Below are 25,657 nucleotides of genomic sequence, written 5' to 3' on the forward strand. Positions count from 1 at the left end.
GCAATGTCCGCCGTTCGGAGCATGATGGGGGGCATGACCGAGAGCAACGAGAAGACCGCCACGCCCGACCTCCGCGCCGTCCCCGCCTGGGAGCAGCGGTTCCGTGCCCCGCGCGTCTCCCTGCCCGAGTGGGCGGAGGAGGCCCCCGATCGTTCGCTGTTCGTGTCCAACGCGACGGGGACGTACGAGCTGTACGCCTGGGACCGGGCGACCAGCGCCCAGCGCCAGGTCACGGACCGGCCGAACGGCACGACGGACGGCACGCTGTCGCCGGACGGGCGGTGGATCTGGTGGTTCTCGGACAAGGACGGCGACGAGTTCGGCGTCTGGATGCGCCAGCCCTTCGAGGGCGGGGCGGACGAGCCCGCGGTGCCCGGGCTCGCGCCGTCCTATCCGGCGGGGCTCGCGATCGGCCGGGAGGGCACGGTGGTCGTCGGCCGCTCGACGGACGAGGAGGGCTCGACGATCCATCTCGTACGGGACGGGGCGGCGCCCGTCGAGATCTACCGGCACCCGGAGTCGGCCGGGGTGGGCGACCTCTCGCACGACGGTTCGCTCCTGGTGATCGAGCACACCGAGCACGGCGACGCGATGCACGAGGCGCTGCGGGTGCTGCGCACCGAGGACTCCTCGGTGGTGGCCGAGCTGGACGACTCCAAGGGCGGCACGAAGGAGCTGGGGCTCTCCGTGCTCGGCTTCGCGCCGGTGGACGGGGACACCCGGCTGCTCGTCGGCCACCAGCGGCGGGGCCGCTGGGAGCCGATGCTCTGGGACGTGGCGACGGGCCGGGAGACCGACCTGCGCCTGGACCTGCCGGGCGACGTGGCGGCGGAGTGGTACGTGGACGGGACGGGCCTGCTGATCGTCCACAGCTTCGAGGCGCGCAGCGAGCTGTGGCGGTACGACATCGCGACGGGCGCCCTGGTCCGGGTGGAGACCCCGGCCGGTTCGGTGTCGGAGGCCACGGCCCGCCCCGACGGCAGCGTCGAGTTCCTGTGGTCCTCGGCCGCCGAGCCGGCGAGCGTGCGCTCGACGTCCGGCGGCGTCGTCCTCGACCCGCCGGGGCAGCGGGCGCCCGGTTCGGTGCCGGTGGAGGACGTGTGGGTGGAGGGCCCGGGCGGCCGGATCCACGCCCTCGTGCAGCGGCCGGCCGAGGGCGCGGGCCCGTTCCCGACGGTCTTCGAGGTGCACGGCGGTCCCACCTGGCACGACAGCGACGCCTTCGCCTCGGGCCCGGCGGCCTGGCTCGACCACGGGTACGCGGTGGTCCGGGTCAACTACCGCGGCTCGACCGGCTACGGCCGGGAGTGGACGGACGCGCTCAAGCACCGCGTCGGCCTGATCGAGCTGGAGGACATCGCGGCGGTCCGGGCGTGGGCGGTGGACTCGGGGTTCGCCGATCCCTCGAAGCTGGTCCTGGCGGGCGGCTCGTGGGGCGGGTATCTGACGCTGCTCGGGCTCGGCACCCAGCCCGGGGCCTGGTCGCTGGGGCTCGCCGCCGTCCCGGTCGCCGACTACGTGACGGCGTACGCCGACGAGATGGAGGCGCTGAAGGCACTGGACCGGACGCTCTTCGGCGGCTCGCCCGAGGAGGTGCCCGACCGGTTCGAGGCCTCGTCGCCGCTGACGTACGTGGACCGGGTCACGGCCCCCGTGTACATCTCGGCGGGGGTCAACGACCCGCGCTGCCCGATCCGCCAGATCGACAACTACGTGGACAGGCTGGCCGCCCGGGACGCGGTCCACGAGGTGTACCGGTACGACGCGGGGCACGGCTCGCTGGTGGTGGAGGAGCGGATCAAGCAGGTCCGTCAGGAGCTGGCCTTCGCGGCGCGTCACCTGGGGACCCGGCCGGTCGAGGGGTGAGGCGGCTGCGTACCGTGGAGGGGTGTACCGGTTCCTGAGAACGCCCCGCTGGTGGGGGATCAACGTCTTCGTCCTGTTGGCGATCCCGTTCTGCCTGTTCATGGGGACGTGGCAGATGGGGAAGTTCGAGGACCGCGTCGACTCCCACCGGGAGGCGGAGCGGGCCCCCGACCCGGGCACGCTGAAGACCGAGCCGCTGGCCTCGCTGCTGCCCGTGGACAAGGAGACCTCGGGTCGGCACGCGGAGGTGAGCGGCCGGTACGACCAGCAGTTCCTGGTGCCCGACCGTGAGCTGGACGGACGCGCGGGCAGTTACGTCCTGACGCTCCTGAAGACGGACGCCGGCAAGTCCCTGCCGGTGGTACGGGGCTGGCTGCCGGCCGGTGCGAAGGCCCCGGCCCCGCCGTCGGGCGAGGTCACCGTGGTCGGCGCGCTCCAGGCGTCGGAGACCGCGGGCACGAAAGGCGTCCACGCGGCCGGGGGTCTGCCCGAGGGGCAGCTCGCCATGATCAGCGCCGGTTCGCTGGTCAACCTGGTCCCCGACGAGATCTACGACGCGTGGGTCACGCTCACGGACTCCCCGGCCGGGCTCACCCCCGTGCCGGCGGCGGCCGCGGCGGGCACCTCACTGGACCTGAAGGCGTTCCAGAACCTCGGCTACACCGCGGAGTGGTTCGTCTTCGCGGGCTTCGTCCTGTTCATGTGGTTCCGCCTGCTGCGCCGCGAGGTGGAGGCCCAGCGCGACGAGGCGCTGGGCCTGTAGGGGAACCGCTTCCAGGCCCCTCGGCGCGCCGGGCGCGTGCCCGGCTGCCGTGGGGCACCGGTCAGGACGCGTCCAGGACGCCCGTGCGGTAGATGGTGCCCGAGCAGGCGTTCGGGATCGTGGTGGCCGCCTGCGGGGCGCCCGGCTCGGCGGTGTGGCTGATGGCGACGCTGCCGTCGGCGGGCGTGCCGTCCGTGACGAACTGCGGGGCCGCGCCGTCGACGGATTCACCCGTGCCGGTCGAGCCGCCCGAGGCCCCGGTCGACGTACCCTCGCCGTCCTTGGTCTGGGTCGGGGTCGGCGTCGGGGTCGGCGTGGGGGTCGGGTCCGGGCCGGGGCCGGGGTCCGGGGTGGTGCCCGTGGTGGGACAGGTCGCCGCGGGGACCCAGGCGAACCTCACCTCGTAGGCGCTGTCCGGCTTCAGGAGCAGCGTGGGCGACTCCTGCGAGGGGTCGGGCAGTCCGCTCGCCGCGTCACCGGCGGTGTGCGCGACGACCGAGATCTTCGACGGGTCGGCCGCGCCGTGCGCCTGGAAGTCGATCGTGCCGTCGCCGCTGACCAGGCATTCCTTGCCGGAGATGTTGGAGATGCGGAAGGTGCCGTAGACCTTCCCCTGGGCGTCGGGGCCGCCCGCCTGCGCCGAGCCGACGGCCAGCTGCCCGGCCTCGCAGACCGGCAGGGAGCCCGCCGAGGAGCTGGGGCCGCTGCCGGTGGCGCCGTTGACGGCGTCCTCCGCCTCGCCCCCGCCGGCGGCCGCGCCCTGGCTGGGGGCCGCGGTGCCGCTCGGCTTGCCCGCGCCCTGCCCGCCGCCCTCGACGCCGGTCTCCGAGCCGGTGCCGCCCTGGGCCTGTTCGCCGTGGCCGGCGTTGATGGCCTGGTCGGCGCTGAGGCCGCCGGAGCCCGCGACGTGCACGAGGGCGGGCACGGCCGTGCCCAGCAGCACGGCGGCCGCGGCGAAGCCGACGACGGCCTGGCGCTTGCGGGTGCGCCGCGCGGGGACGGCCCTGCGCAGGTGGTCGAGGGCGCCGTCGGAAGGCTGGAGGTCGCCCACGGCGCCCTGCAGCAGCCGCCGCAGCGCCAGTTCGTCGCCGTCGAAGGGTTCGCCGTGGCCGTCGGCCCGCTCGTTGTCCGGCCGGTCGTTCACAATCCCGTGTCCCATGTCGTCGCGTTCACCGTCGGGCAGTCCGCTCGTACCACCGGAACTCGTACCGCCGGAGCTCATGCCGTCGCCTCCATCGCGACGCGCAGCGCCGCGATGCCACGCGAGCCGTACGCCTTCACCGACCCCAGGGATATCCCGAGGGTCTCGGCCACCTGGGCCTCCGTCATGTCCGCGAAGTATCGCAGGACGAGCACCTCGCGCTGCCGCCGCTGAAGTCCGCGCATCGCCTTGATGAGGGCGTCGCGCTCCAGCTGGTCGTACGCGCCCTCCTCCGCGCTCGCCATGTCGGGCATCGGCTTGGACAGCAGCTTCAGCCCGAGGATGCGGCGGCGCAGCGCCGAGCGCGAGAGGTTGACGACCGTCTGGCGCAGGTAGGCCAGGGTCTTCTCCGGGTCACGGACCCGTTTGCGCGCGGAGTGGACGCGGATGAACGCCTCCTGGACCACGTCCTCGCAGGAGGCCGTGTCGTCGAGGAGCAGCGCGGCGAGACCGAGCAGCGAGCGGTAGTGCGCTCGGTAGGTCTCGGTCAGGTGATCGACGGAGGTGCCCGCGGACACGATGCCGTCAGCGCTCTCGCGGGGCGCGGGTATGCCGTTCACACCGGCCGCCCTGGTCCCCGCGGGCATGGGGGCGATCACCGGCATGCCGCCGCTCGCCGGACGCGGGCGCGGCTGCCGGAGCGGGCGCACCACAGGGACGCCACTGCCCAGGCCGCTGCCGGCGCGTGCCGGAACCGTGAACGTGCCGCGGAGCGGGACGACCGCCGCGATATCGAGTACCTCTGCCACGTCTGTTGGACACGCTTCCCCCCGTCAGGGTTGTACGAGTACGCCACCGTTCTTGACGGTGCCCCTATTGCCCTCATGCGTACTCGTTCATCCCCAATGCCCCGTATTCACAGCCTGTTTTGCGACACGCCACCGGCACACCCCATGGGTGCGCTAAGAGACGCCCTGGCCCAACTGGCGGTTGCGGCAAGGGTGAAGAGCATCGTCGAACATGGCGTCACCCCAGTTCAAGGGGCATCTGGCGCCGACTTGCTCACAGGTCTTTCACAGATCCTACAAAGTCGAACGATCAACCGTCGTCGATTTCCGGACGCTCCGGGCGAATGATCGACTCCGCGATCTGTACGGCGTTCAGCGCCGCGCCCTTGCGGAGGTTGTCGCCGCAGACGAAGAACTCGAGCGCCCGCTCGTCGTCCATCGACCGGCGCACCCGCCCCACCCAGACCGGGTCCGTGCCGACGACGTCGGCCGGCGTCGGGAAGGCGCCCGACGCGGGGTCGTCGAAGAGGACCACGCCAGGGGAGGTCGCCAGGATCTCGTGCGCGCGCCCGACGCTCACCGGCCGCTCGAACCGCGCGTGCACCGAGATCGAGTGCGCGGTCACCACCGGGACGCGCACGCACGTCGCGGCGACGGGCAGCCCGGGAAGGTCCAGGATCTTGCGGGTCTCGGCGCGCAGCGCCAGCTCCTCGGAGGACCAGCCGTCCTCCGCCGGCACGCCGGACCAGGGCACCACGTTGAGCGCGACCGGCCCGGGGAAGGGCCCGGTGTCGTCGCCCACGGCCCGCCGGACGTCTCCGGGGTGCGTGCCGAGTTCGGTCCCCGCGACCAGCGAGAGCTGCCCGCGCAGCGCGGCGACGCCCGCCTGCCCGCCCCCGCTCACGGCCTGCTGGGCGGTCACCACCAGCTCGCCGAGCCCGAATTCGGCGTGCAGCGCGCCCACGGCGACGATCAGCGCGAGCGTGGAGCAGCCGGGGCTCGCGACGATGCCCCGGGGCCGTACCCGCGCGGCGTGCGGATTGATCTCGGGGACCACCAGCGGCACGTCCGGGTCGCCCCGGAACGCCGCCGAGGTGTCCACCACCACCGCGCCCTTGGCGGCGGCGATCGGCGCCCAGCGCGCCGCGATGTCCTCGGGGACGAGGAAGAGCGCGAGGTCGACGCCCTGGAGCGCCTCCTCGCTCAGCGCGAGGACCTCGGTCTCCTCGCCCCGCACGGCCAGCTTGGCGCCGGCCGAGCGGGGAGAGGCGACGAGTCGGATCTCGCCCCAGACGTCCGCGTGCTGCGTGAGCATCTGGAGCATGACCGCACCGACGGCTCCGGTCGCACCGACGACCGCGAGCGTCGGCTTGGCGGTCATCGTCCGGTGCCTCCATAGACGACGGCCTCGTCGGAGTCGCTGTCCAGACCGAAGGCGGAGTGCACGGCGCGCACGGCCTCGTTGACGTCGTCGGCGCGGGTGACGACCGAGATGCGGATCTCCGAGGTGGAGATCAACTCGATGTTCACCCCGGCGTCCGAGAGCGCCTTGAAGAAGTCGGCGGTGACGCCCGGGTTCGTCTTCATGCCCGCGCCGACCAGGGAGATCTTGCCGATCTGGTCGTCGTAGCGCAGCGAGTCGAAGCCGATGACGCTCTTCGTCCGCTCCAGGGCGTCGATGGCCTTGCGGCCCTCGGCCTTGGGGAGGGTGAAGGAGATGTCCGTCAGACCCGTCGACGCGGCCGACACGTTCTGGACGATCATGTCGATGTTGATCTCGGCGTCCGCGACGGCACGGAAGATGGCCGCGGCCTCGCCCGGCTTGTCCGGCACGCCGACGACGGTGATCTTCGCCTCGGAGGTGTCGTGGGCGACGCCCGAGATGATGGCCTGCTCCACCTTGCGGTCCCCTTGCGGCTCGTTGCTGACCCAGGTGCCCTGCAGCCCCGAGAAGGACGAGCGGACGTGGATCGGGATGTTGTAACGACGTGCGTACTCGACGCAGCGGTGCAGCAGCACCTTGGAGCCGGAGGCGGCGAGCTCCAGCATGTCCTCGAAGGAGATCCAGTCGATCTTCTTCGCCTTCTTCACCACACGCGGGTCGGCCGTGAAGACGCCGTCGACGTCCGTGTAGATCTCACAGACCTCGGCGTCGAGCGCGGCGGCCAGCGCGACGGCGGTCGTGTCGGAGCCACCGCGGCCGAGCGTGGTGATGTCCTTCTTGTCCTGGGACACACCCTGGAAGCCCGCGACGATGGCGATGTTGCCCTCGTCGAGGGCGGTACGGATCCGGCCCGGCGTGACATCGATGATGCGCGCTTTGTTGTGGACCGAGTCGGTGATGACACCGGCCTGGCTGCCCGTGAACGACTGGGCCTCGTGGCCCAGGTTTTTGATCGCCATGGCCAGCAGCGCCATGGAGATCCGCTCTCCGGCGGTCAGCAGCATGTCGAACTCACGGCCGGCCGGCATCGGGGATACCTGCTCGGCGAGATCGATCAACTCGTCCGTCGTGTCGCCCATCGCGGAAACCACGACGACCACCTGGTGGCCGTTCTTCTTGGCTTCCACGATCCGCTTGGCGACGCGCTTGATGCCTTCGGCATCGGCAACGGAGGAGCCTCCGTACTTCTGCACGACAAGGCCCACGTGCGCTCCTCGCTCAGTCTTAGGCCGCAGTCATCACTGCGGTCGGCTCAGTTTAACGAGCGGCCCGGAATCGCCGACCGTATATCGCATCCTGAGATGTCCCGCTCAGGACGTGATCACGACCGTGGAACCCGGGCCGCCCGTGGAGGACCGCATGCCCGGGGGGCGCGGGGGTACGCGGGGATGTGTGCGGGCTCACAGGGGCGGGCGCAGAGCCGGCCGCGCGCACGGTTCGGCCGGGGCCGGTTCAGCAGAACGGGTCGGGGAACCTCAGCAGAACGGGCTGGGGAACCAGCCGAGCGGCCTGCGATGCCCGCCCGGGGGCGAGACGTGCATCAGGTGGCCGGTGAAGTGATGGTCCTCGCCCAGCGCCTCCAAGGTGTCCTCGACCAGCGCGTCGAACTCGGCCACCGCCCGCTCGACCTCCCCCACCAGCTCGTACAGCCGGACCAGGTTCAGCCGCGAGGTCAGCGTGTCGGGGTGGTCGGGACCGAGCAGGCTCCGCCGCTCGCGGAGGGTCGTCTCCTGGAGGGCGATCGCGTCGTCCAGGCGCCCGGCGTCCTGGTAGGCGATGCCGAGGTTGCTCCGCACCAGGAGCGTCTCCCGGTCGCCGGGTCCCAGCAGCCGTTCGAGCCCGGCCAGCGCCCCTTCGAGGAGCGTGACCGCGCCGTCCTTGTCCCCCAGATGGCGCCGGTTGATCGCGAGCTTGCCCCGGGCCACGTGCGTCTCCACCCGGTCCTCACCCAGCACCCGCTCCAGGTCGGCGACGACCCGCGCCAGGAGCTCGCCCGACCGCTCCAGATCCCCACTGATGCCCAGGCACTCGGCGAGGCACTCCCGGCTGGCGGCGGTCTCGGGGTGGTCCGCGCCGAGCACCCGTTCCCGGCAGGCGACCGCCCGCTCGTACCAGTCCTCCGCCTCCCACGTGTCCCGGTCCGACACCAGGAACCGCGCCCCTCGGTGCACCAGGGCCGCGGTGCGCGCGGTGTCGGTCGCCGGGTCGGCCTGCGCGACGTACGTCTCGACGTGCGGGCGCAGTTCGCGCCACGCGCGCCACTCCTCCCGGCTGTCCACGCCGTGCGGCAGGGCGGACGTCAGCGCCTCCTCCGCGAGGGCGCGGGCGTCCTCGATGTCGTCGGCCCGCCGGTGCGGATCGTCCCCGTCCGCCATGCGCGCGACGGCCTGGACGAGCCGGTGCACGGAGACGGCGCCGTCCTCGTGCAGCGTCACCATGCTGTGCGCGGCGAGCCTGCCGACCGCGCGGCGCACGCGCGGCGCGGGACCGAGCCGGTCGAGGAGGTGCCGGGGGATCCGGTCGGGCCCCCACCAGGCGAGGACGCGGAGGATGACACCGGTGAGGGGATCGGCCGCGGCGAGCCGGTCCAAAGTGAGCCGCCAGGTCCAGGCGACGGCCTGCCGCCCGTCGCCGGGCGCCGTCTCGTACAGGTCCGCCGGGTACTGCCGCAGCTGATCGAGGTACTCGGCCGGCGACGTGCGGGTCTCGGCGCAGTAGGCGGCCGCCTGGGCGACGGCGAGCGGAAGGTGGCCGAGCCTGGCGCAGAGGACGCGCACGTCGTAGACGTCGCGGGGGCCGAGACCGGTGACGGTCTGCGCGAACATCGCGTACGAGTCGTCCACGTCCGGCACGGTCAGGGCGAGCACCTCGGCGAGGCCGTCCCACCCGGCCGCCTGCCGGGTCGTGATCAGGATCCGGCCGCACCCGGGGACCCGGGAGAGCAGCGGCTCGACGTCGGCGGCCTCGGTGACGTTGTCGAGCACGAGCAGCCACCCGTCGTGCGTGGACAGCCAGTGCAGTGCCCGCTCGCACAGGGCTGCCCTCGGGAGTACGTCGATCAGCGCGGGCTGCATCGCCCCGGCGAGGTCGGCGAGCCCGGCGTCGAGTTCGGCGCGGCTCTCGGCGGTGATCCACCACGCGGGGCGATGACCCTCGGCCCGCCGGGCCGCCCAGTGCGCCGCGAGCGTCGACTTGCCGACGCCGCCGAGGCCCAGGAGGACGACGACACCGTCCTCCGGGCTGCCCAAGTGATAGTCCAGCCACTCCAGTTCGCGTGCGCGTCCGACGAACCGCACGCCCTTGCGCGGGATCCTGGAAAGGCCGGGCGGACAGGCCGCGGGCGCGAGGGCCTCGGGCGGGAGCAGGACCGCGCGCTCGACCTGGGTGACGTAGTCACCGGTGGCGACCCGCCCGATGTCCCCGCCGGCAGCGACGGCCCGGTCCCCGGCGGCCTCGACCCCGCGTTCCCTGTCGCTCACGCGTCCCCCGTCGACACGCTCCCGATGTCCCCGCCCGCGGCCACGGAGCGGTCTCCGGATGCCGTGACGGACCCTTGCGCGGGCGGCGGGGTGGGGCTGGGGTTCGGCGCGGGTGCCGAGGCGGGGCTCGGCGCGGGGCTCGGCGCGGCGGCCGGTGCGGGGGTCGTGCCGCTGCCCGTGGCCACGGACCCGATGTTGCCGCCCGCCGCGACGGAGCCGGCGCCCGAGGCGGTCACGCTGGGCGCGGGCGCGGGTGCGGGTGCGGGAGCGGGCGGCTGAGGACCGGCTCCCCGGCCGAACTGGCCCCAGAGGGTGAGCCCGATGCCCACGACGGCGAGGACCACCCCCGAGACGCTCGCGATCTGGTCGGCCTTGCCGAGGTCGGTGAGCGCGACGGCGACGAGCGCGCCGATCCCCGCGACACCGACGCCAACGCCGGTCCAGAGGAGTGCCTTTGAGTTCACGCGCGTTGCCATGTGCCCATGATGACAGCGCGGCTGCCAGGCCGTGCGGGGCTCAGGCCAGCTCCTGCCGGATGAGCTGCGTCAACTCGCACTCGCCGAGCACCCGCAGACAGTCGTCGAGCAGTTCGGCCCCCAGGGCCTGGGCACGATCGCGTTGCTCCTGCGCGCCCTGGCCCAGCACACGGACGCCGATGAGGCGCGACAGGAAGACGTGCGAGTCCGCTCCTCCGCCCATGCGCCGGGACATCTCGGTCACTTCCTCGGCGACGGAGAAGGCTCGCTCCGTCTCCCCCGCGGCGGAGAGCGCCAGCGCCAGGGCGCGCTTGATGGTGGTCTCCAGGAGAACATCCCCGGGGGACGCCTGCTCTGCCTCCGTCGCCAGCTCCTCGAGCGCCGCCACCTCCGGGTTCTGTCCGGTGAGGGTCTGGAGCAGCGCGTACCGTGCCTGGATCGTCAGGGGGTGTGAGGGCCCGAGGAGACGGCGGCTGTGCTCGATGTTCTCGGTGAGCAGTGCCGCCGCCCGCTCCGGGTCGCGCCCCTGGACGGCTTCGGCCAGGAACCAGCGAGCTCGCAGGGTGTCGGGGTCGTCGGGACCGTGGACCCGCAGCCGGTCGGCGAGGTTGCCCGCCAGGAGGTCGATCGACGCGTCCTCGCCGTCCGCCATCCCCATCGTCAGGGCGAGGCTCTGCACCGCGCCCAGCGTGTGCGGATGGTCCGGGCCGTGCACCCTGCGCAGGGCGTGCACCGCCCGCTCGCAGAGCGGGCGGGACCGGCTGACGGCCATGTCCATCCCGAAGAACGTTCCGGCCAGCCAGAACAGCATGGCCTCACTTTCGGTGTCCTCTGCCTGAGGAGTGTGCCCGGCCAGCGCCTCCGCGTGGACGGCCACCTGCCGTTCCCAACCGGACTCGTCCAACGAGGCGGCGTGGTGCAGGAGCCTGACGGCGAACTCACGGGCCAGGGCCGTGGGCTCCGCCAGGTCCGCCCGGACCACCGCCTGCACCAGCCGGTGGACGGCCGGCTCCCCGTTCCGCAGCGTGATCATGCTGTGCGCGGCGAGGCGCCGCACGGCCTCCGTGATCTCCAGGGGCGTACCCAGCGGCTCCAGAAACCGGCGCGGGATGCCTTCGGGCGCCCACCAGGCGATGACCCGGAGCACCATCACCGCCATCGGGGTGTCCCCCAGCCGGTCCAGCGTCACCTGCCACACCCGAGACAGCGTCCGCGCCGCCTCGCCGCCCTCCGCCGTCGCCGCGAACATCTCCGCCGGATACGCGGCGAGCAGCTCCGCGTACGTACGCGGCGGGATGCCGGCCTCCGCGCAGTACGCCGCCGCCTGCTTCAGCGCGAGCGGGAGGTAGCCCAACTCCTCGCAGAGCGCGTCGAGTCCGTCGTCGGCCTCGCACACGCCCCTGAAGAGTTCCGCCGCCTCCTCCGGGTCCAGGACCTCCAGCGCCACCGTCCGCCCGACGTCCTGCCAGCCCGTCGCCCGCCTCGACGTGACCAGGATGCGGCCGGACCCCGCCCTCGCCAGGAGGGGGCGCAGGTCCGCCGGGTCGGAGACGTTGTCCAGGACCAGGAGCCAGCCCTCGTTCGTCGCCAGCCACTGCAACGCCCGCTCGCGCAGGGCGTCTTCGGGCAGGACGCCCACCACCGAGGGCTGCATCGCCCGGGCCAGCTCCGCCAGGCCCGCGTCGAGTTCGGCCGGGGTCTCGGCCGTGATCCACCAGACCACCGTGTGGTCGGCCACCCGGTCGGCCGCCCAGCGGGCCGCCAGCGTCGACTTGCCGATGCCGCCCAGGCCGCAGATGACCTGGACCCCCGAACCCGCGTCGAGCAGGGCCAGTTCGCGCTCGCGGCCGACGAACAGCCGCGTCCGTTCCGGGAGATGGACCAGCCCGGACGCGCCCACCCGCAACGCCTCGGGCGGCAGCAGCGTCGCCCGCTCCACCTGCGTGACGAAGTCACCCGTGTTGACGCGGCCGATCGCCCCGCCCGCCGCCACCGATCGCTCGCCGGACGCCTCGGCGCCGGCCACCCCCGTAACCCCCGTCATGAGCCCTGAACGTTACTTCTTCAGCCCGAGCCCCAGCGGTCCCGCGATCTCCTCCGCCATCACGCGCCCCGCCTCCTCCGCGAGGTCGTCCTCGGTCAGGTCCTCGTCCGTGTCGAGGCCGTCGAGGGCGGCCAGGGGCTGGTCGAGGCGGACGTGGGCGACGAGGGACTGGAGGGCGCGGAGGGTCGCCGAGGCCGTGGGGCCCCAGTTGGAGAAGTACGAGAACTGCCACCACCACAGCGCCTCGCTGGTGCGCCCCGCCCGGTAGTGGGCCAGGCCGTGGCGGAGGTCGGTGACGATGTCGGCCAGGTTGTCGGAGATCCGCGCCGGGACAGGGGCCTTGCGGGGCTCGTAGGGGTCGAAGACCTCCGAGAAGACGTCCACCGGGTCGAGCATCGTGGCGAAGCGCATGCGCAGCTCGTCCACGTCCGGCTCCGGGCCCGTGTCGGGCTCGTAGCGCTCGTCCGGGAGGATGTCCTCGTGCGCGCCGAGCCGCCCGCCCGCGAGCAGCAGCTGGGAGATCTCCAGGAGCAGGAAGGGCACCGCGCTGTCGGGCTCGTCGCCCTTGGCCACTTCCGTGGTCGCCACGATGAACGACTCGATCGAGTCGGCGATCTGGACCGCGAAGTCGTCCGGGTCCTGCGTGATCGCGTGCAGTGTGGCGTCAGACATCGCGGGTGCCTCCTTGGAGCGCGGGCGCGGGCGCGCAGACCCTCGCGCGGCCCCTGTCGTCATACATCTAGCAGTCGCCGCCCCTCGAAGGCACGCCCCAGGGTGACCTCGTCGGCGTACTCGAGGTCGCCGCCGACCGGCAGGCCGCTCGCGAGGCGGGTGACCTTGAGGCCCATGGGCTTGATCATCCGCGCCAGGTACGTCGCGGTGGCCTCGCCCTCCAGGTTCGGGTCGGTCGCGAGGATCAGCTCGGTGACCGTGCCGTCCGCGAGCCGCGCGAGCAGCTCCCGGATGCGCAGATCGTCGGGGCCGACGCCCTCGATGGGGCTGATCGCGCCGCCGAGCACGTGGTAGCGGCCGCGGAACTCGCGGGTCCGCTCGATCGCCACGACGTCCTTCGGCTCCTCGACCACGCAGATGACGGTCTGGTCCCGGCGCGGGTCTCGGCAGATGTTGCACTGCTCCTGCTGTGCCACGTTGCCGCAGACCGCGCAGAACCTGACCTTCTCCTTGACCTCCAGGAGCGCGTGCGCGAGGCGGCGGACGTCGGTCGGCTCGGCCTGGAGGATGTGGAAGGCGATCCGCTGGGCGCTCTTGGGGCCGACGCCGGGCAGCCTGCCCAGTTCGTCGATGAGGTCCTGAACCACGCCTTCGTACAACGCCAGCGCCCTTCTCAGAAGTGCTTGTTTCTTACGGTAGTGGCTGCCGGGGCGCCTTAGAAGCCCAGGCCGCGAAGCCGCCCGGAAGCGGCTCCGAAACGCGTCAGAAGCCCAGGCCCGGCATTCCGCCGCCGAGGCCCTGCGCCAGCGGGCCCAGCTTCTGCTGCTGGAGCGCCTGCGCGTTGTCGTTGGCGGCCTTGACCGCCGCGACGACCAGGTCGGCCAGGGTCTCGGTGTCCTCCGGGTCGACCGCCTTGGGGTCGATCACCAGGGCGCGCAGTTCGCCGGAGCCGGTCACGGTCGCCCGCACGAGGCCGCCGCCCGCCTGGCCCTCGACCTCGGTCGCCGCGAGCTCCTCCTGGGCGCGGGCGAGGTCCTGCTGCATCTTCTGGGCCTGCTGGAGGAGCTGCTGCATGTTGGGCTGGCCACCACCGGGAATCACGGTCACTCCTGGCTTTTCGCCGGTATCCGCAGGACACCGGGACGACTGATGTTCGGTATGCCGAGCCTACGTGGTCCATGCCCGGCCTGCCGCCACAACTCTTTCGAGTGAGAAACTGCGGGCTCCTCTACCTGATCAAGACCCCCTTGCGGGCGGAAATCCCGGGATTCCGGGCCCACAGCCCACCATTCGGCGGTAGGAAGGGCAGGCACCACGTGCACCGCACGTCACAGAGCGACACGAGCGCTGAGCTGAACAGAGGAGTGCCCCGGTGAGCCAGCAGCCGGAGATGCCGCCGCCGCAGCCGCCGCCCGGGCAGCCGGGACAACCGGGACAGCCCGGGCGGTCCGCCGCGCGCCGTGATCTGACCGGGACGCCCTTCCCGCTCGGCGACTGGGGCGAGCCCGCGGAGCGTCTGGACGAGCTGTACCGCTGGGTCGAGTCCAACGCGCTGCGCACCGCCGAGTGGTACCTCTCCGACCGGGTCTGGAAGCGCCGCTGCGCGCGGGCCCTGCGCATAGGTACGGCGCTGGGCGTCATCGCGGGCGCCGCGCTGCCCCTCCTGGACCTGACCGACGTCGCCGAGGGGGCGGCCGGCTGGGGGTACCTGTCCCTGCTGCTCGGCGCCGCCTGCATGGCCTGCGACCGGTACTTCGGCCTCACCTCGGGCTGGATAAGGGACGTGGCGACCGCGCAGGCCGTGCAGCGCCGGCTCCAGGCCCTGCAGTTCGACTGGGCGTCGGAGAGCGTGCGGGAGGTCCTCGGGCCCACCGAGGGCACCGCGAGCGAGGCGGCCGAGCGGTGCCTGGGGGTGCTGCGCCGGTTCTCGGAGGACGTCACCGAGCTCGTACGGGCGGAGACGGCCGACTGGATGGTCGAGTTCCGTTCCGGTCCCGCGCCGCTCGCGCTGCAGTCGGTCGGCGTCGGCACGCCCCGCCCCGAGGGCGGGCACCCGTCCTCCCGCTTCCCGCTCCCCCCGGGCACCCGCCCGAACATGCCCCGGCAGCGGCCGCCCGAGCCCCGCTGAGCCTGTGAGCGCAAGAAGAAGGGCGCCCCCTCGGGGGCGCCCTTCTTCTGCTGTGCGTGTCCCTCAGCTCAGGATGATCATCGAGCCCTGGCCGAGGCTCCGCGTCGCCGCCGCGTGCAGCCCCAGCCACACATGGCGCTCGCGCGCGAACGGACTGTCGTCGTACGCGATCGGCCGGGCCGGCTCCTCCAGGGACGTGGGCCGTTCCGGCGGCAGCGGCGGGGCCGGCGGGTTGGCCGGGTCGATGCCGATGACGGGCGCGACGAACTCCAGCTCCCGCAGCAGCCCGTGCGAGGAGCCCAGCGGGCCGCCACCCTCCAGGAGCGCGTCGGTGGAGAGCGGGGCGGGGAAGTCCACCGGGACGTACGCCCCGGCGTGGTCGTAGTGCCAGACCAGGTGGGACTGCTGCGCGGCCGTCTCGAACATCTCCAGGAGCTGTTCGTAGTCCCCGCCCAGCTCGTCGACCGGCTCGACGGGCAGGCCGCACAGGTGCAGCAGATAGGCACGGCGCAGGAAGTGCAGGGCGTCGTAGTCGAACCCGGCGACGGGCGCGACGTCACCGGAGAGCCCCGGCATGTAGGCGTACACGGGGACGGTGGGCAGACCGGACGCGGTCAGGGCCGTGTCGTAGGCGGCGATCTCTTCGGCGAAGGGATTGTCGGGGCTGTGGCACAGCACGTCCACCAGCGGGACCAGCCACAGGTCACAGGCCAAGGGAGGCTCGCTCTCCGTCAGTTGCAGGGACGGCCAGGGTAGTCGGCGCGGTCGGCGCCGCACACCCGGTGGGGGGCCTGCCCCTCACCTGCCCCTCGACACGCCTCCCGACACCCGGAGCGGCCGAGGAACGATCAGCGGGCCCGCGCCTCCAGGCGGGCCGCCCAGTCGAGGGACTGCCGGTTGTACGCCCGCATGACCTCGGCCGCCGCCTCCGCGTCGCCGAGGGTCAGGGCGTCGACGAGGTCGACGTGCCCGCTCCACAGCCAGCCGAGGACGTCCCGGTCGGCGCGCAGGTACGGCACGGAGAACACCCAGGCCTGGACGCGGAGCCGGTGCAGGAAGTCGGCGATGTAGTCGTTGTCGGAGACCAGCCGGGCCAGCTCGCGCCAGTAGCGGATGTCGTAGCCGATGAGGATGTCGAGGTCGCCGGCGCGGGCCGCGCGGGCGGCCGCCTCGCCCCGGCGCCGTATGGAGACGAGCGCGACCCCGCGCGAGACGTCGGGGCCCGGCGGGTGGGCGACGGGGTCGTGGCGGCGGAAGATGCCGTCCACGACGAGCATGCGGGCCTCGACCATGCCCCGGTAGTCGGCGATCGAGAACTCGTGCACGCGGAAGCCGCGGTGCTCCACGGAGTCGAGCAGCCCCTGCGCGGAGAGGTCCACGAGGGCCTCGCGGACCGGGGTCGCCGAGACGCCGTACTGCTCGGCGATCTGCTTGACGGTGAATTCCTCACCCGGCTGCAGACGCCCGGCGAGCACTTCGTCACGGAGCGCGTCCGCGATCTGCCGCCGCAGCGTGTTGCGGGTGACAGCTCCGCTCGCGGGCATGTGGTCGGTCCCCTCCGTCCGGCTTCGGGACACCCTAGACCAGACGGAGGGTTCGGCTCCGTGACGCTTCCCACCCCTTACGGGACCGGTACGGGTGTCACACCGTGTGCTCGTCGGCGACGGAGAGCGCCGCGTCGAGGGCGGCGAGGCCCTCCTTGGCCTCCGCCTCGGAGACGTTGCAGGCGGGGACGGCGTGGGTGCGGTTCATGTTGATGAAGGGCCACAGGCCGTGCTTCTTGGCCGCCGCGCCGAAGGCCGCCATGGGGGCGTTGGCCTCGCCGACCGCGTTGTACGGGACGAGCGGCTCGCGGGTCTCCTTGTTCTTGACCAGGTCGAGCGCCCAGAAGGTGCCCATGCCGCGGACCTCGCCGACGGACGGGTGGCGCTCCGCGAGGTCGCGCAGGCCGGGGCCGAGGACGGTCTCGCCGATGTGGGCGGAGTGCTCGACGACCTTCTCGTCCTCCATGACCTCGATGGTCGCGACGGCGGCGGCGCAGGCGAGCGGGTGACCGGAGTAGGTCAGTCCGCCGGGGTAGGGCCGCTTGTCGAAGGTCTCGGCGATCTTCGCGCTGATCGCGACGCCGCCGAGGGGCACGTAGCCCGAGTTCACGCCCTTGGCGAAGGTCATCAGGTCGGGCACGACGTCGAAGTGCTCGGCGGCGAACCACTTGCCGGTGCGGCCGAAGCCCGCCATGACCTCGTCGAGGACGAAGACGATGCCGTACTTGTCGCAGATCGCGCGGACGCCCGCCAGGTAGCCGGGCGGCGGGGTCATGATGCCGGCCGTGCCGGGGACGGTCTCCAGGATGATCGCGGCGATCGTGCCCGGGCCCTCGAAGGCGATGGTGTCCTCGAGGTGCGCGAGGGCGCGCTCGCACTCCTGCGCCTCGGTCTCGGCGTAGAAGGGCGAGCGGTACAGGAACGGCGCCCAGAAGCGCACGACGCCCGCGGAGCCCGTGTCGGAGGCCCAGCGGCGCGGGTCGCCGGTCAGGTTGATCGCGGTGGAGGTGGCGCCGTGGTACGAGCGGAAGGCGGAGAGCACCTTGTGGCGGCCGGTGTGCAGCCGGGCCATCCGTACGGCGTTCTCGACGGCCTCGGCGCCGCCGTTGGTGAAGAAGATCTTGTCCAGGTCGCCGGGGGTGCGCTCGGCGATGAGGCGTGCGGCCTCGGAGCGTACGTCGATGGCGAAGGCGGGGGCGAAGGTGGTGAGCTTCGCGGCCTGCTCCTGGATGGCGGCGACCACGCGGGGGTGCTGGTAGCCGATGTTGGTGTAGACGAGGCCGCTGGTGAAGTCGAGGTAGCGGTTGCCGTCGTAGTCCCAGAAGTACGAACCCTCGGCGCCGGCGACGGCGAGCGGGTCGATCAGGCCCTGGGCGGACCAGGAGTGGAACACGTGCGCGCGGTCTGCGGCCTTCACGGCCGCGCCGGCCTGAGGGTCGGGTTCGACATGAGGGGTCATATGCCCAGGGTAAGGACGTGCAGGTCGGAGCGGCCATGACCATCTTGTCCACCGAGACCGGGGGCGACGCGACAGGTTGCGTGCTCCGCCTCCCGGAGACCGTGGAACGGAAGACATTGACAGCATGCTGTCGTCATGACAGTCTTCTGTCATCAGCACCACGGCAGCACCGACAACCGCAGGAGGCCCGCAATGCCCCGCACCGTGCACCTCGCCGTCTACGACACCCTCGCCGACTGGGAGACGGGCCACGCCACCGCCTGGCTCGCCCGCTCCGGCTTCACGGTCAGGACCGTCGGCACCGTCGCCGACAAGCCCGTCAGCACCATCGCCGGGACGCGGATCCTGCCCGACCTCTCGCTCGACGACCTCCGGCCCGAGGACAGCGCGATGCTGATCCTCCCCGGGGCCGACCTCTGGGACGCGGGCGACGACCTCGCCCCCTTCGCGGCCACCGCCCGCCGCTTCCTCGACGCGGGCGTCCCCGTCGCCGCCATCTGCGGCGCCACCGCAGGACTGGCCCGCGAGGGCCTGCTCGACGACCGCGCGCACACCAGCGCCGTCTCGTTCTACCTGGCCGCGACCGGCTACGCGGGCGGCGAGCACTACGTCGACACGGACGCGGTCACCGACGGCGACCTGATCACCGCGGGGCCGACCGAGCCGGTCGCCTTCGCCCGCGAGGTCCTCGGGAAGCTCGGCGCCTTCGACGGAGCCAAGCTGGACGCCTGGTACCGGCTCTTCCACGACTCGGACCCGGCGGCCTTCGAAGAGCTGAACGCGTGAGCAGGGACGAACAGGACGCCCTGTCCCGCACGGCCCTGGGCGTCTTCCGGCTGAACGGCCAGTTCCTCGCCACGTCGGAGCAGCTGGCCGAGCCCGCCGGCCTGACCGCCGCCTGGTGGCAGGTCCTGGGCGCCGTGCTGACCGAGCCGCTGCCGGTCGCCGGGATCGCCCGCGCCATGGGCATCACCCGGCAGAGCGTGCAGCGGATCGCGGACCTGCTCGTGGAGCGCGGCCTCGCCGCCTACGCCCCGAACCCGGCCCACCGCCGCGCCAAGCTCCTCGCCCCGACCCTCGAGGGCCGCGCCGCGATCCGCCGCATCGACCCGGGCCACGCGGACCTTGCGGCCCGCCTGACCCGCGAACTGGGCGGCCTGGAGGCCTTCCAGGAGACCGTACGGGTCCTGGAACGGCTCTCGGGGGCACTGGACGCGCTGGAGGCGCCGGAGGAGGGCTCCGCGCCCCGCTAGGACGGGCCCCCGCCCGCCAGGATGTCGGCGTAGACGATGATCGCGGCGCTCTTGCCGTACTTCTCCGCCTTCGCCTGCTGGAACTTCCCGCTCCGCACGAGGATCTTCCGAATGTGGATCCTCGTGCCGATCGGGAAGGTCATCTCCTGCTCGGACTTGTTGTTCTTGCCGAGCTCCCGCCCGCGGTGGCCCTCCGGCAGGGTGAAGTCCCAGACGATCTCCTTGCCCGCCACGTACGTGTGGGTCAGCGGATCGCCGTACGTGGTCGACAGGATCGCCGGCCATTCGATCGTCTCGTCGAGGGAGACCTCGCCACCCTCCGGGTGGCTCTCCTGCTGCTTCAGGACCCCGCCGAACGAGTCGTACATGTACTTGCTGTCACCGCGCACGACGTTGCCCTCCTCGTTCGCGGGCGGCGTCGCGAAGTCGTCCCACACGCCGTTGATCCGGGCGAAGATGTCGAAGGTGTCCGCGAGGCTCTTGGTGTCCCAGCTCTGCGTGATCTGCTCGTCCGCGTAGCCCCGCGCCATGGCGATGTTGCGCCACGTCAGCAGGACGTCGTTCTCCTTGGACAGGTAGGAGAAGCCGGGGGTCCCGATCGCGGACGGACTGAAGCCGACCTGGACGAGGGCCGCGAGGAGCGGGTTGATGCGACGGTAGTCGGCGCTGAGGTAGTTCTCGCCGAGGTCGAGGTCCTTCTGCTTCTGCTTGGCGGCGAGGACCGCCGGGTCCAACTCCTGCGCGCGGGCGGCTTCGTACTCGGCCCGCGAGGCCTCGCGGCCCTCGACCGTGCCCCACGACTTGTCCTTCGTGGACGCCCGGGGCTTCTTGCCGTCCTTGCCCTCGGACAGCAGATAGGACCCGAACCTGAAGCTCAGGATCGTGTGCCCCTCGATGTCCCCCTCGTCCGTGTGCCGGACGACCGGAGTCCCCTTCTCCAGACCCGCCGCCAGGGTGCGCTGCACGGGCGCCTCCGCCGCCCCTGCCGTCGCGGCCTCGGGACCGGCGGCCGCGCGCTGCACGTCCGAGGACGCCTCGGGAGCCGGACGGCTCATCACCGCGCGGGCGTTGGCCTCGGCGGCGCGCTCGAAGCGGTCGGACGGGTCGGAGACCTTGAGCCCACTGCCGTTGTCGGTGCCGCTGACCGGTCCCTGGCGCTGCTGGATGACATGGGTGAGCTCATGGGCGAGGGTGTGCGCGTCGCCGCCGCCCTCGCCGATGACGATATGGCTGCCCGAGGTGTAGGCACGGGCCCCGACCTCGGCGGCGGAGGCCTTCGCGGCGCCGTCGGTGTGGATGCGTACGTCGGAGAAGTCGGCGCCGAGACGGGACTCCATGTCCGTACGGGTGATGTCGTCCAGCGGCCGGCCGGGCTTGCGCAGGACGTCGTGCACGGCGGAACGCTGGACCGCGTGGGCGGCGAGGGCGGCCGAGCGCTGCACGGCGGCGACCGGGGGCGCGTCGTGGCCGCAGCCGTCGCCGTGCCGGTGCTCGGCCTGATCCATGCCGTGGCCCGCCCGGCGGAGCATCTGGACCACCGCCGCGTTGCCCACGGCGCCCTGCAGCGCGAGGAGTTCGGACCGTGGCTGCCCGGCCTCGGCGGGAGCGTTCCTCGCGCCCCGGCCGTCCTTGGCGCCGGTGGCCTCCTCGTTCTCGCGCTCGCGCATCGGGCTCCGCCCCTCCTGGGATTCGTCGGCAACCTCCCACTCAACCCGACGGCCACGGCGCGGCGGAAGGTACTTCAGGGCAGAGGTCGAGGGGCCCGGCGACGGTCTCCCGCAGCACTTCCGTGCAGAGCGCACGCAGCAGCAGGGTGTGGACGAACCGCCCCGGCTCCGTCGGCGGACACCACCACGACAGCGGCCAGGTCCGCCCGTTCAGGGCGGGCACGGGCACGTAAGCGACCTGCCCGGGACCCGAGTTGAAGCGGGTCGCGCCCTGCGAGATCGAGCTCGTCCTCGACGAGTCGGTGCTGCTGCGGCCGTTCGGGAGCCAGGAGGTCATGCGGGAGCAGTTGCTGTACCTGGCGGAGTGCGCGAGGAGGAAGAACGTGAACCTTCAGGTGCTGCCGCTGGATGCGGGGTTGAGGGGGAGTACGCGGCCGACAGGGGCACGCTGGAGGTGGCGCCTGCCCCCACTCCGTCCACGTCCGTGACTCCAAGGTCACCGACGGCCCGGACTTCGCCGTCGCGCCGGCCTCCTGGAGCGCGTTCCTCGGCTGGCAGGGCTGACCTGGAGGACCCCCGTCCGGGACACGTCCCGGACGCGTCCCGGACGGGGGCGGGCCTTTCGCCCGGTCCCGTCCGGCGACAAAAGTGGCGCTCCGTCAGGCCCCGCATCCCGGGGCCCAAGCGACGGAGGAATGCCCATGCGTATGCGCGTACTCGCCGCGGCAGGCGTCCTGGCCGGCACGGTGCTGACCAGCACGATGGTGGCCCCCGCTCAGGCGACCGGCACCGGTACGACCGGCACTCAGGGCGCGAGCGCCGGGTGGGTGATGTCGATCGGCGGTCCGATCAGGACCTGTGACGCGGCGCGGTGTGACGTCGTCTACCAGACCTCGTACGGCGAGGACGTCTACTGGACCACCAGCAGGATCAACGCGGCCGGCAACCGCTGGTACAAGGTGACGTCCCCCGCGACCGGCTGGATCTACTGCATGAACATCAGCGCACCCTGCTGACGGACATGACAACGATTCCCGGGGCCCTCCGCCGAGGGTCCCGGGAATCGTCATGGCTGTTCGGTCGGTACGTCAGCAGTACAGGTTCGCGCCGGGCGACACGCCCAGGATCTGGGCGAACTGCTGGTACTTGGTGACACGGCTCTGGACCTGCGCCGGGTTCTTGCCGTCGCACTCCAGGGCCCCGTTGATGGAGCGGATCGTCTGGCCGAAGCCGGCGCCGTTGACCATGGCGTTGTGGGCGGTCATCGTGCCGGGCCCGTTCTGGGTGTTCCAGTACCAGAGGCCGGTCTTCCAGGCGACGGCCGCTTCGCGCTCGACGCGGTACGGGTCGCTGAGCAGGTTGATGCCGAGGGCGTCGCCCGCGGCCTTGTAGTTGAAGTTCCAGGAGAGCTGGATCGGGCCGCGGCCGTAGTACGCGGCCTGGCCCGCGGGGCAGCCGTAGGGCTGGCTGCTGTCGCAGTAGTGCGGGTAGTTGGCGGTGTTCTGCTCCACGATGTGGACCAGGCCGCCGGTCTCGTGGTGGACGTTGGCGAGGAAGGCGGCGGCCTCCTGGCGCTTCACCGTGTCGCCGCCGGTGGTGGCGAACGCGGGGTAGGCGCTGAGGGCGGCGGTCAGGCCGCTGTAGGTGTAGAAGGAGTTCCGGCTCGGGAACATCTGGTTGAACTGGGCCTCGCTGACGACGAATCCGGACGTCGGCGGCGGGGTGGTGGGCGGAGTGGTCGGCCCACCGTCGCACGTGCCCTGGTCGGCCCAGACGCCCCACTCGCCGGTCGTGCCGGGAGTCTCGTTCTGGGTCCACCACTTGGCCTGCCAGTTGTGGCCGTTGTGCGAGGCGGTCATGCCGCCCGTGTAGACGCTGGACGAATTCCACGCGGCCGCACAGGCGGCGGCCGCGCCCGCCGTCGAGACGGGGAGGAGGACGGCCAGACCGATGGCCGTACAGAGTGCGGACAGGAGTATGAGCAGGCGACGCGTCATGTCGCTGGTCCTTCCGTGGGGGAAGGCCAGCGAAGCGGGTTTGGTCTGGACCTGTCAAGGTCTAGACCAACACACATCACAGTGACAGTTCGGAGTGACAGTTCGGGGGTGACAGTTCTGGGTGACAGCGCCGTGTGACCGTGCGGCGCGCGTCAGTTCACCGGCACATCACCGGCCCCGGTACGACGAAGGCGCCGAGCACCTTCCGGTGCTCGGCGCCTTCGTCGTACCGACGCGGCTAGATCATGAGGATGATCCGGCCCGGCCGGTGACCCGCCTCCGCTCTGCGGTGGGCCTCCGCGACCTCCTCCAGGGGCATCACGTCCGCCACCCGGGTGATCATCTCGCGGGCCGCCACCTTCTCCAGGGTCTCCTTCAGCCGGGGCGCGTCCGGCCTGCCGAGGACGGTCTCCACCCGGATGTCGCGTTCGGCGGCGGGCGTGCGGTCGGGGACGAGAGCGACGAAGGTGCCGCCGCCCTTCACGCACTCGAGCAGCGGGGCGCCGAGGAAGGCGCCGTCGAAGACCCCGTCCACCCGTTCGGGGACCGCGGCGAGGACCCGCTCGACGATCTCGTCCGGGGTGCCGCGCTCCACGGGGTGCTCGGCGCCCAGGACCTTCAGCTCGTGCTGGTCGCCCTCGTGCGCGATGGCGACCACGCGCAGCCCGGCGGCCGCCGCGTACTGGACCGCGAGCCTGCCCACCACTCCGCTCGCCCCTGAGACGAGCAGCGTGGCGCCCTGCGGCAGGTCGAGCACGTCCAGGCCGCGCTGGGCGGTGGCCGCGGCGAGCGGGACGGACGCGGCCACGGTGTAGTCCACGTCGTCCGGGATCGGGGCCACCCAGTCCGGTTCGGCCCAGATGACCTCGGCGTACGTGCCCTCGCCGGTCAGCGCCTCGAACCAGGGGACGAACCCGGCCACACGGGTGCCCGCCGGCATGTCGGGCAGGGGGTCGATCAGCCGGCCCGCGAAGTCCGTCCCGAGGACGAACGGGGGCCGCAGCTCACCGACGACGTCGGCGTACCGGCCGGCGCGGATCCGCAGGTCGGCCTGGTTGACCCCGGCCGCCTTCAGCCGCACCCGGACCATGCCGGGCCGCTCACCGGCCTCGGGCTCCGGGCGGCGGGCCATTCTCAGGACCTCAGGGCCGCCGTAGGCGGTCACTTCGACGACACGCATGGGGTTCCTCTCCGCCAGGCCCCCTCGTGGCCATTACACCCACGGTCACCACCCCCGGCAACCGTTGTTCGGCCAACCCGTGCCCGGCGGATGCGGTGGCCGGAGGCGGTGGGCGGACGCCGTGGCCGAAAGAACTGAACGAACGGAGAACTCCTGGTGGCGGAAAGCGACCTCCCCCACGGATCCGCACACGCGTCCGTACCGTCACGTCCGTGGACTGGGTTACCGCCGAGAACGTCATCGCCGTGGTCACCGCGCTCCTCGGTGTCCTCGTCTCCGCCGGTGTGGTCGCGTACGAGCGCTTCCAGCAGCGGGGCAAGCGGCTCGGGTACCGCGTGCAGCTCAACACGCCCCTGCGCGAGGGAGCCGAGACGGCCGGCACCCTGACCCTGCGCGTCGGCGACATCGCGGAGAACGGCTCCCACCTGGTCCTGCTCCGGATCGAGAACGACGGCCAGCGGGACATCGACCACGGCGACTACGTGCGCTCGACCTCGGCCACCGAGACCGAGGGGCTGAAGATCACCTTCAGCGACAAGGACGTCAAGGCGGTGGTCGCCACCATCCCGCAGGAGTACGAGCCCGTACGGGACGAGATGCGGGCCGGGCCGGGGCTGCGCAAGGAGGGCACGTCCGTCCTGCTGCCCAAGGTGTCGCTGGAGCGCAAGCAGTACTTCAAGCTGCTCGTGATGCTCTCCGGCAGCGTGACCGAGCGCGCCATCCAGATCACCGGCATCCGTGACGCCGTGGACGTGCACCGCAACGAGTCCCGGAGCGTCGACGACAAGACGCCGACCTTCAGCCCTGCCGCCCGCAACATCACGCTCGTCCTCGCCGCCTGCGTGGTGACCCTGGCCGGTCTCATCGTGGCCCGCGACGCCCCGCCGCCCATCGGCTGCGCCAAGGGCACCCTCGAAATCACCGGCTCGACCGCCTTCGCCCCGGCGGTGCGGGAGCTGGCGGGCAAGTACCAGAAGGACTGCGAGGGCTCCACGATCACCGTGGACGCGCACGGCTCGACCGCGGGGATACGGGAGCTGGCGACGGCCGGCGAGGCGAGCGGCGGCAAGGGCGCCCCGGCCGTCGTGGCGCTCTCCGACGGCCGCAAGCCCGGCGGCTTCCCGCAGCTGCGCGAGAACATGGTCGCGGTCTCCCTCTTCACCCTCGTCCTCAACGACGAGATCCCGGTCGAGAACCTCACCGTCGCCCAGATCCAGGCCATCTACCGGGGCGAGATCGACAACTGGAAGCAGATCCCCGGCGGCCCCGACCGCCGGATCCTGCTGGTCAGCCGGGACGCCAACTCCGGTACCCGCGAGGTCTTCCAGCGCCGCGTCCTCGGCCGCAACGAGCCCGCGAACTCCTCGCGTGACTGCGAGAACCGGGACGACCGCGAGGCCCCCGTCACCCGCTGCGAACTGGACAGCACCGCCCAGGTCCTGTCGACGGTCGCCAAGCTGCCGGGGGCCATCGGCTACACCGAACTGCGGGCGGTGAGCGGGCAGAAGGGGCTGCACAAGGTGGCCATCGACGGCCGCGTCCCGAACGTGGACGAGATCGGCGCGTCGACGTACCCGTACCGGGAGATCGAGTACGCCTACACCTGGGGCGAGCCGCCGGCCGACTCGCTGACCTCCAGTTTCCTCACCTATCTGCGGCAGGGGCGCGGCCAGGACGTCATCCGCACCCACGGCCACCTGCCGTGCGCGACGCCCAAGGGTCTGCGGATCTGCGGCGAAGGATGAGATCCTCTTCC

23 protein-coding genes and 3 pseudogenes are annotated in these 25,657 nt (G+C 72.3%); 9 read left to right on the forward strand and 17 right to left on the reverse strand.

All coding sequences use genetic code 11. The features are described 5' to 3' along the window. Positions 1–24 precede the first annotated feature (24 nt). Positions 25–1,866, forward strand: coding sequence for a prolyl oligopeptidase family serine peptidase (locus tag AB0E14_RS11225; RefSeq protein ID WP_362415096.1), 1,842 nt, complete (start codon positions 25–27; stop codon positions 1,864–1,866). 22 nt (positions 1,867–1,888) lie between these two features. After that, a complete protein-coding gene (locus tag AB0E14_RS11230) occupies positions 1,889–2,629 on the forward strand; it encodes an SURF1 family protein (protein ID WP_362414929.1) in 741 nt (246 codons plus the stop codon). Between the two features lie 61 nt (positions 2,630–2,690). Here AB0E14_RS11230 and AB0E14_RS11235 read toward each other — a convergent pair whose 3' ends face one another. From AB0E14_RS11235 to AB0E14_RS11280, 10 genes are all read right to left on the reverse strand, one after another. Further along, positions 2,691–3,851 (reverse strand): hypothetical protein, encoded by a 1,161-nt coding sequence (locus tag AB0E14_RS11235; RefSeq protein WP_362414931.1) that lies wholly within the window; start codon positions 3,849–3,851, stop codon positions 2,691–2,693. After that, positions 3,848–4,579: a SigE family RNA polymerase sigma factor gene (locus AB0E14_RS11240; protein WP_362414933.1), complete on the reverse strand. Its 732-nt coding sequence runs from the start codon at positions 4,577–4,579 to the stop codon at positions 3,848–3,850. Before AB0E14_RS11240 ends, AB0E14_RS11235 begins: the two co-directional genes overlap by 4 nt. A 289-nt stretch (positions 4,580–4,868) precedes the next feature. After that, positions 4,869–5,939 (reverse strand): aspartate-semialdehyde dehydrogenase, encoded by a 1,071-nt coding sequence (locus AB0E14_RS11245; RefSeq protein ID WP_362414935.1) that lies wholly within the window; start codon positions 5,937–5,939, stop codon positions 4,869–4,871. Then, entirely contained in the window at positions 5,936–7,207 is a 1,272-nt protein-coding gene (locus AB0E14_RS11250) for an aspartate kinase (RefSeq protein WP_362414937.1), read from the reverse strand. The genes AB0E14_RS11245 and AB0E14_RS11250 overlap by 4 nt, the downstream gene beginning before the upstream one ends. A gap of 270 nt (positions 7,208–7,477) precedes the next feature. Further along, positions 7,478–9,481 carry a tetratricopeptide repeat-containing protein gene (locus tag AB0E14_RS11255; RefSeq protein ID WP_362414939.1) on the reverse strand — a complete coding sequence of 668 codons (2,004 nt, stop codon included), beginning with the start codon at positions 9,479–9,481 and terminating at the stop codon, positions 7,478–7,480. Next, positions 9,478–9,957, reverse strand: a complete 480-nt coding sequence (locus AB0E14_RS11260) for a hypothetical protein (RefSeq protein WP_362414941.1) — start codon at positions 9,955–9,957, stop codon at positions 9,478–9,480. The genes AB0E14_RS11255 and AB0E14_RS11260 overlap by 4 nt, the downstream gene beginning before the upstream one ends. Positions 9,958–9,997: 40 nt before the next feature. Next, positions 9,998–12,001, reverse strand: coding sequence for an NB-ARC domain-containing protein (locus AB0E14_RS11265; protein ID WP_362414943.1), 2,004 nt, complete (start codon positions 11,999–12,001; stop codon positions 9,998–10,000). A gap of 12 nt (positions 12,002–12,013) precedes the next feature. Continuing rightward, entirely contained in the window at positions 12,014–12,673 is a 660-nt protein-coding gene (locus tag AB0E14_RS11270; RefSeq protein ID WP_362414945.1) for a DUF5063 domain-containing protein, read from the reverse strand. A gap of 59 nt (positions 12,674–12,732) precedes the next feature. After that, positions 12,733–13,332 carry a recombination mediator RecR gene (gene recR / locus AB0E14_RS11275; protein WP_362414947.1) on the reverse strand — a complete coding sequence of 200 codons (600 nt, stop codon included), beginning with the start codon at positions 13,330–13,332 and terminating at the stop codon, positions 12,733–12,735. Positions 13,333–13,435: 103 nt separating this feature from the next. Next, positions 13,436–13,774: a YbaB/EbfC family nucleoid-associated protein gene (locus tag AB0E14_RS11280; RefSeq protein ID WP_362415098.1), complete on the reverse strand. Its 339-nt coding sequence runs from the start codon at positions 13,772–13,774 to the stop codon at positions 13,436–13,438. A 271-nt stretch (positions 13,775–14,045) separates the two neighbouring features. Here AB0E14_RS11280 and AB0E14_RS11285 point away from each other — a divergent pair, with 271 nt between their 5' ends. Continuing rightward, the gene (locus AB0E14_RS11285; protein WP_362414950.1) at positions 14,046–14,801 is read left to right on the forward strand and encodes an SLATT domain-containing protein; all 756 of its coding nucleotides are present in this window, start codon (positions 14,046–14,048) and stop codon (positions 14,799–14,801) included. Between the two features lie 63 nt (positions 14,802–14,864). Here AB0E14_RS11285 and AB0E14_RS11290 read toward each other — a convergent pair whose 3' ends face one another. From AB0E14_RS11290 to AB0E14_RS11300, 3 genes are all read right to left on the reverse strand, one after another. Further along, positions 14,865–15,515, reverse strand: coding sequence for a hypothetical protein (locus AB0E14_RS11290; protein WP_362414952.1), 651 nt, complete (start codon positions 15,513–15,515; stop codon positions 14,865–14,867). Positions 15,516–15,649: 134 nt separating this feature from the next. Then, positions 15,650–16,345: a GntR family transcriptional regulator gene (locus tag AB0E14_RS11295; protein ID WP_362414954.1), complete on the reverse strand. Its 696-nt coding sequence runs from the start codon at positions 16,343–16,345 to the stop codon at positions 15,650–15,652. 97 nt (positions 16,346–16,442) lie between these two features. Continuing rightward, a complete protein-coding gene (locus AB0E14_RS11300) occupies positions 16,443–17,804 on the reverse strand; it encodes an aspartate aminotransferase family protein (protein ID WP_362414956.1) in 1,362 nt (453 codons plus the stop codon). A 192-nt stretch (positions 17,805–17,996) separates the two neighbouring features. Here AB0E14_RS11300 and AB0E14_RS11305 point away from each other — a divergent pair, with 192 nt between their 5' ends. Together AB0E14_RS11305 and AB0E14_RS11310 are read left to right on the forward strand one after the other, a co-directional pair. Further along, positions 17,997–18,590 (forward strand): DJ-1/PfpI family protein, encoded by a 594-nt coding sequence (locus AB0E14_RS11305; RefSeq protein WP_362414958.1) that lies wholly within the window; start codon positions 17,997–17,999, stop codon positions 18,588–18,590. Continuing rightward, positions 18,587–19,057 carry a helix-turn-helix domain-containing protein gene (locus tag AB0E14_RS11310; protein WP_362414960.1) on the forward strand — a complete coding sequence of 157 codons (471 nt, stop codon included), beginning with the start codon at positions 18,587–18,589 and terminating at the stop codon, positions 19,055–19,057. The genes AB0E14_RS11305 and AB0E14_RS11310 overlap by 4 nt, the downstream gene beginning before the upstream one ends. Here the strand turns inward: AB0E14_RS11310 and AB0E14_RS11315 are convergent. Continuing rightward, positions 19,054–20,724 (reverse strand): DUF4157 domain-containing protein, encoded by a 1,671-nt coding sequence (locus tag AB0E14_RS11315; protein ID WP_362414962.1) that lies wholly within the window; start codon positions 20,722–20,724, stop codon positions 19,054–19,056. The genes AB0E14_RS11310 and AB0E14_RS11315 overlap by 4 nt on opposite strands. Positions 20,725–20,764: 40 nt before the next feature. After that, positions 20,765–20,989, reverse strand: a pseudogene (locus AB0E14_RS11320) (hypothetical protein); the annotation flags it as partial. A gap of 13 nt (positions 20,990–21,002) precedes the next feature. Between AB0E14_RS11320 and AB0E14_RS11325 the strand changes: the two are divergent. The 3 genes and pseudogenes from AB0E14_RS11325 to AB0E14_RS11335 form a co-directional block, all read left to right on the forward strand. Continuing rightward, a pseudogene (locus tag AB0E14_RS11325) lies at positions 21,003–21,181 on the forward strand (Scr1 family TA system antitoxin-like transcriptional regulator); the annotation flags it as partial. Between the two features lie 2 nt (positions 21,182–21,183). Then, positions 21,184–21,288, forward strand: a pseudogene (locus AB0E14_RS11330) (DUF397 domain-containing protein); the annotation flags it as partial. A 137-nt stretch (positions 21,289–21,425) separates the two neighbouring features. Further along, on the forward strand, positions 21,426–21,740 hold the full coding sequence (locus AB0E14_RS11335) for a hypothetical protein (RefSeq protein WP_362414964.1): 315 nt from the start codon (positions 21,426–21,428) through the stop codon (positions 21,738–21,740). 72 nt (positions 21,741–21,812) lie between these two features. Here AB0E14_RS11335 and AB0E14_RS11340 read toward each other — a convergent pair whose 3' ends face one another. Both AB0E14_RS11340 and AB0E14_RS11345 read right to left on the reverse strand, forming a co-directional pair. Then, positions 21,813–22,721, reverse strand: coding sequence for a glycoside hydrolase family 19 protein (locus AB0E14_RS11340; protein WP_362414966.1), 909 nt, complete (start codon positions 22,719–22,721; stop codon positions 21,813–21,815). 238 nt (positions 22,722–22,959) lie between these two features. Next, a complete protein-coding gene (locus AB0E14_RS11345; RefSeq protein WP_362414968.1) occupies positions 22,960–23,901 on the reverse strand; it encodes an NADP-dependent oxidoreductase in 942 nt (313 codons plus the stop codon). Between the two features lie 212 nt (positions 23,902–24,113). Here AB0E14_RS11345 and AB0E14_RS11350 point away from each other — a divergent pair, with 212 nt between their 5' ends. Next, positions 24,114–25,646 carry a substrate-binding domain-containing protein gene (locus AB0E14_RS11350; RefSeq protein ID WP_362414970.1) on the forward strand — a complete coding sequence of 511 codons (1,533 nt, stop codon included), beginning with the start codon at positions 24,114–24,116 and terminating at the stop codon, positions 25,644–25,646. Positions 25,647–25,657 lie beyond the last annotated feature (11 nt).

Origin of the sequence: Streptomyces sp. NPDC047981, assembly GCF_040653315.1 — a bacterium.
Classification (GTDB): domain Bacteria; phylum Actinomycetota; class Actinomycetes; order Streptomycetales; family Streptomycetaceae; genus Streptomyces.